Source organism: Bradyrhizobium sp. (assembly GCF_036735945.1).
Classification (GTDB): domain Bacteria; phylum Pseudomonadota; class Alphaproteobacteria; order Rhizobiales; family Xanthobacteraceae; genus Bradyrhizobium.
In genome coordinates, this window is record NZ_DAINNI010000217.1 from 1 (window position 1) to 4,453 (window position 4,453).

Below are 4,453 nucleotides of genomic sequence, written 5' to 3' on the forward strand. Positions count from 1 at the left end.
GCTTCTGCTCCTCGGGCCTGCAGACCATCGCGATGGCCGCCAACTCGATCCGCTCGGATGGTTCCGATTGCATCGTGGCCGGCGGCGTCGAGAGCATCTCGATCCCCGGCGGCGGCTCGCCGAAGGAATCGATCGACCCCGACCTGCTCAAGGTTGCGCCCGATATCTTCATGGCGATGATCGACACCGCGGATATCGTCGCCGAGCGTTACAAGCTCAGCCGCGAATATCAGGACGAATATTCGCTGGAGTCGCAGCGCCGCATGGCGGCCGCGCAGCAGGCCAACAAGTTCAAGGACGAGATCGTCCCGATGAAGACCAGGATGAAGGTGGTCGACAAGGCGACGAAGGCGGAATCGATCGTCGACTATGTCGTCGACCGCGACGAGTGCAACCGTCCGGAGACGACGCTGGAAGGTCTCGCCAAGCTCGAGCCGGTCAAGGGCCCCGGCAAATTCGTCACCGCCGGCAACGCCAGCCAGCTTTCGGACGGCGCGGCCGCCGTGGTGCTGATGGAAGCCAAGGATGCCGAGAAGCGCGGCCTCAACCCGATGGGCCGCTTCGTCGCCTGGGCGTCGGCGGGCTGCGAGCCGGACGAGATGGGCATCGGCCCGATCTACGCCGTGCCGAAGCTCTTGAAGCGCCATGGCCTGAAGATCGACGACATCGATCTCTGGGAGCTCAACGAAGCCTTCGCCAGCCAGTGCCTGTATTCCCGCGACAAGCTCGGCATCGACCCCGAGAAGTACAACGTCAACGGCGGTTCGATCGCGATCGGCCATCCCTTCGGCATGACCGGCGCGCGTCTCACCGGTCACATCCTGCAGGAAGGCCGCCGGCGCAAGGCCAAGTGGGGCGTGGTGACGATGTGCATCGGCGGCGGCCAGGGCGGCGCCGGCCTGTTCGAGATCTATAGCTGAGGTGCTGAAGCTCGCGCGGTAGAAAAAGCAAACAAAGAAAATGGCTCCGCGAGGAGCCATTTTCCATTTCAGGTGTCGGCCTCAGTAGCGATGCTTCTTGATGATCACGGTTCTCTCGCCGTGGCCGTGTCGCCATCCGCGATGCCAGCCGCGGTCGTGCCGATATTGGGCCCGCGCGCCGTAGTGCGGATGATGGTAGCCATGGTGGTAGCCGCGCTTCTTGATTACGATGGTCTCGGCACTTGCAATCGACGGCGCCGCGATGACGAGCGCGCCGAGCGCCGCGACAATGTATCCAAGCCTCTTCATTCCAATTTCTCCTCCGATTGATCCGACATAAAACATCACATCGCGAGGAACGTTCCCGCGGAACTGCAAGAGAATTCTGAATGCTTGTTCAGATGCGAGTGCAGCGCTTGCGCGGTCGAATTTTTGGATGCTGCTCGCCACCAGCGTGCGGCCTCGTCGAGCGCGGGGTACGGCGCGCGCCTGCCCACCCGCCGATCATTGCCGGCCTTGCCGCACCTGCGTGGGCGATGCGCGCGCTGCTTGCGGAATGCGGGGGCGCGGCGCATCATTGTCGGACAAAATAACATCAGGGGGAGCGCTGCGATGACGGAGTTTTCACGCCGCAATTTTCTGGGCCTGACGGGTACGGCCGCGATTGCCGCCATGTCCGGCCGCGCCGATGCCGCGATGGGGCCGAACGACAAGTTCGACCTCGTGATCAAGGGCGGCGACGTGCTCGATCCCAGCCAGTCGCTGCGCGGCAAGCGCGATATCGGCATTCGCTGGGGCATGATCGAGGCGATCGAGAACGATATTCCGGCGGCGCGGGCCGCGAGGACCATCGACGCGTCAGGCAAGCTGGTGACGCCCGGCCTGATCGATCTGCATTCCCACGTCTACCCCTACGGCTCCGCGATCGGCATTCCCGCCGACGAACTGGTGCAGGCGCAGGCCACCACCACGGTGGTGTCGGCAGGCGATGCCGGCGTCAACAATCTCGCGGCGCTGCGGCGCTACATCGTGGCGCAATCGCGGGCGCGGATTTATGCCTTCGTGCACATCGCCAATAACGGCCTGTCAGGCTTCCCGGTCGCCGAGCTCTACAACATCGATTACGCCCAGGTCGAAGCCTGCGCGATGGCGCTGGCGGAGAATCCGGATTTCCTGCTCGGCGTGAAGGTCCGGATGTCGGAGAACGTCATCGCCAGGCACGGTACCGAGCCGCTGAAGCGTTCGATCAAGGCCTGCGAAATGTGCGGCTGGCCGGCCAAGATGATGGTGCATATCGGCGGCGTCGAGACCAGGGAGTTGATGTCCGAGATTCTCGACCTGCTGCGGCCCGGCGACGTGCTGACCCATGCCTATTCCGGTGCACCGAACATTGCGGGCGCCTTCACCAACATCGTGCAGGACGGCAAGCTGCTGCCGGCTGCGCTTGCGGCCAAGCAGCGCGGCGTGATGTTCGATGTCGGCCATGGCGGCGGCAGTTTCGATTTCACCGTGGCGGAGGTGGCGATTCCCGGCGGCTGCACGCCGGATACGATTTCCTCCGACATCCATGTCTTCTCCGGCAATTCGCCAGGCATGCCTTATCTGCCGAATGTCATGAGCAAGTTCATCCTGCTCGGATACACGCTGGAGCAGGTGGTGGCGATGGCTACGTCGGCGCCGGCCAGGATCATCAACCGCGCACCGAAGATCGGCACGCTGCAGATCGGCGCGCCCGGCGACGTCGCGATCATGGATCTGGTGGAGGCCCAGACCACGTTCGTCGACACCCGCAACAACAAGCGCGAGGGCAAGATGCTGCTCAAGCCGGTGCAGACCGTGATCAACGGCGTGCCGTTCGGCCGGCCCTACCAGGCGCCGTTCGCGGTGCGATGAGCGGTCCGCTCACGCGGAAGGCGCCTCGCACGCGGCGGGGCAGCTTGCAGGCGATTTGATCCTGATCAATGCGCTCAGCCCGTTCGCTTCGCCATCATTGGCAAACGAAAGGGTCGAGCGTGGCACGCAGCGAGAGCCTATCCGACATCGAAACATCCGCCGGACCGCGCGCCGGCGCGCGTGGCTATGACGAGGACGGACGCCTGCCGTTCGAAAGCGAGTTTCTGGCCCAGCTCGGCAGCAGGGTCCGCGAGATGCGCGCGGTGCGCGGCATGTCGCGCCGGGAACTCGCGCGGCTCGCCGGCCTGTCCGAGCGCTATGTGGCCCAGATCGAGGCCGGCAAGGGCAACGTTTCGATCGTGCGGCTGCTGCGGATCTCGCTGGTGTTTCGCGGCGACGGGACGGTCGCCTGACCGGCGGCGCGGGGGGAGGCGAAGCCAATGGGAGAGCTTGTTCTCGCGGCCAAGGTCAGCCATGTGCCGTCCCTGATGCTGTCGGAAGTTCCGGGCAGTCCATTGGGGAATGCGCGCAAGGGCGCGGTGGACGCGCTGCGCGAGCTTGGCCGGCGGGCGCGGGAGCGCGGCGTCTCGACCTTCGTGGTGTTCGACACGCACTGGCTGTCCAATTTCGGCTACCACATCAACGCCAATCCGCATCATCGCGGCGCCTTCACCAGCCACGAAGCGCCGCAGATGATCCAGGACCTGGCTTACGATCTGCCGGGCGATACGGCGCTCGCCGAGACGATCGCGGGCGAAGCCGCCGGCGCCGGCCTCAACGTCATCGCACACCGGGTTGCGAGCCTCGGGCTCGAATACGGCACCATCGTTCCGATGCACTACATGAACGGAGATGGCTGGGCCAAGGTGGTGTCGGTCGCGACCCCGCTGTTCACGTACTTGGAGGAGAGCCGGATTCTGGGTGAGGCGACGCGGCGCGCCATCGCGCGCTCCGCCGAGCGGGTGGCGATCCTCGCCAGCGGATCGCTGTCACACCGGCTGTGGCCGAACAGGAAGCTCGGCCCGGAGGCCTGGACCTCGATCGCGAGCGAGTTCAACCGCCAGGTCGATCTGCGCGTGCTGGAGCTCTGGCAACAGCGCCGCTACCGCGAATTCATCGACATGCTTCCGGACTACGCCGTGAAGTGCAACGGCGAAGGCGGCATGGCCGACACCATCATGCTGTTCGCGGCGCTCGGCTGGGACAGCTTTGCCGGCGAAGCCGAGCAGCTCTGCGAGTATTTCCCTTCGAGCGGCAGCGGCCAGGTCAACGTCGAGTTTCACCTCGGCGGCTGACCTGTCGCGATGATTGCGTCCACGGTGAGAAGAGCTGGATTGCAGCCTCTCAGGCTTTCCGCTTCTCCACATTGGCGATCCGCGCCGGCACGCCGAACTCCTTGCGGCAGACTTCGGCGAGCACCTTGACGCCCTCGCGGATCTGCTCGGTCGTGGGGCTTGCGAAACACAGCCGCAGGCGGCTGCCGGCATAGGCCTTGTCGGTCGACCATTCCGGCCCCGGATTGATGGAGACGCCGGCGGCGAGTGCTGCCTGGTAAAGTTTCAGCGTGTCGACATTGTCGGGTAGTTTCACCCACAGGAAGATGCCGCCCTCCGGCGCCTCGAATTCGGCCGCGGTGCCGA

General features: G+C 65.1%; 5 protein-coding genes and 1 pseudogene. 4 read left to right on the forward strand and 2 right to left on the reverse strand.

Features of this window, described 5'->3' with window-relative positions:
- Nucleotides 1-920 (forward strand): acetyl-CoA C-acyltransferase (locus tag V7E26_RS29330; RefSeq protein ID WP_324422879.1); only part of this gene is annotated, 920 nt, incomplete at its 5' end.
- A gap of 81 nt (nt 921-1,001) precedes the next feature.
- Here the strand turns inward: V7E26_RS29330 and V7E26_RS29335 are convergent.
- Nucleotides 1,002-1,229: a hypothetical protein gene (locus V7E26_RS29335; RefSeq protein WP_324422880.1), complete on the reverse strand. Its 228-nt coding sequence runs from the start codon at nt 1,227-1,229 to the stop codon at nt 1,002-1,004.
- A 303-nt stretch (nt 1,230-1,532) separates the two neighbouring features.
- Here V7E26_RS29335 and V7E26_RS29340 point away from each other — a divergent pair, with 303 nt between their 5' ends.
- The 3 genes from V7E26_RS29340 (at nt 1,533) to hpaD (ending at nt 4,108) form a co-directional block, all read left to right on the forward strand.
- The gene (locus V7E26_RS29340; RefSeq protein ID WP_324422881.1) at nt 1,533-2,813 is read left to right on the forward strand and encodes an amidohydrolase/deacetylase family metallohydrolase; all 1,281 of its coding nucleotides are present in this window, start codon (nt 1,533-1,535) and stop codon (nt 2,811-2,813) included.
- 119 nt (nt 2,814-2,932) lie between these two features.
- A complete protein-coding gene (locus tag V7E26_RS30100; RefSeq protein WP_442893502.1) occupies nt 2,933-3,226 on the forward strand; it encodes a helix-turn-helix domain-containing protein in 294 nt (97 codons plus the stop codon).
- A 27-nt stretch (nt 3,227-3,253) separates the two neighbouring features.
- Nucleotides 3,254-4,108 carry a 3,4-dihydroxyphenylacetate 2,3-dioxygenase gene (gene hpaD, locus V7E26_RS29350; RefSeq protein ID WP_324422882.1) on the forward strand — a complete coding sequence of 285 codons (855 nt, stop codon included), beginning with the start codon at nt 3,254-3,256 and terminating at the stop codon, nt 4,106-4,108.
- A 49-nt stretch (nt 4,109-4,157) separates the two neighbouring features.
- On the opposite strand, the pseudogene V7E26_RS29355 reads toward hpaD, so the two are convergent.
- A pseudogene (locus V7E26_RS29355) lies at nt 4,158-4,453 on the reverse strand (PLP-dependent aminotransferase family protein); the annotation flags it as partial.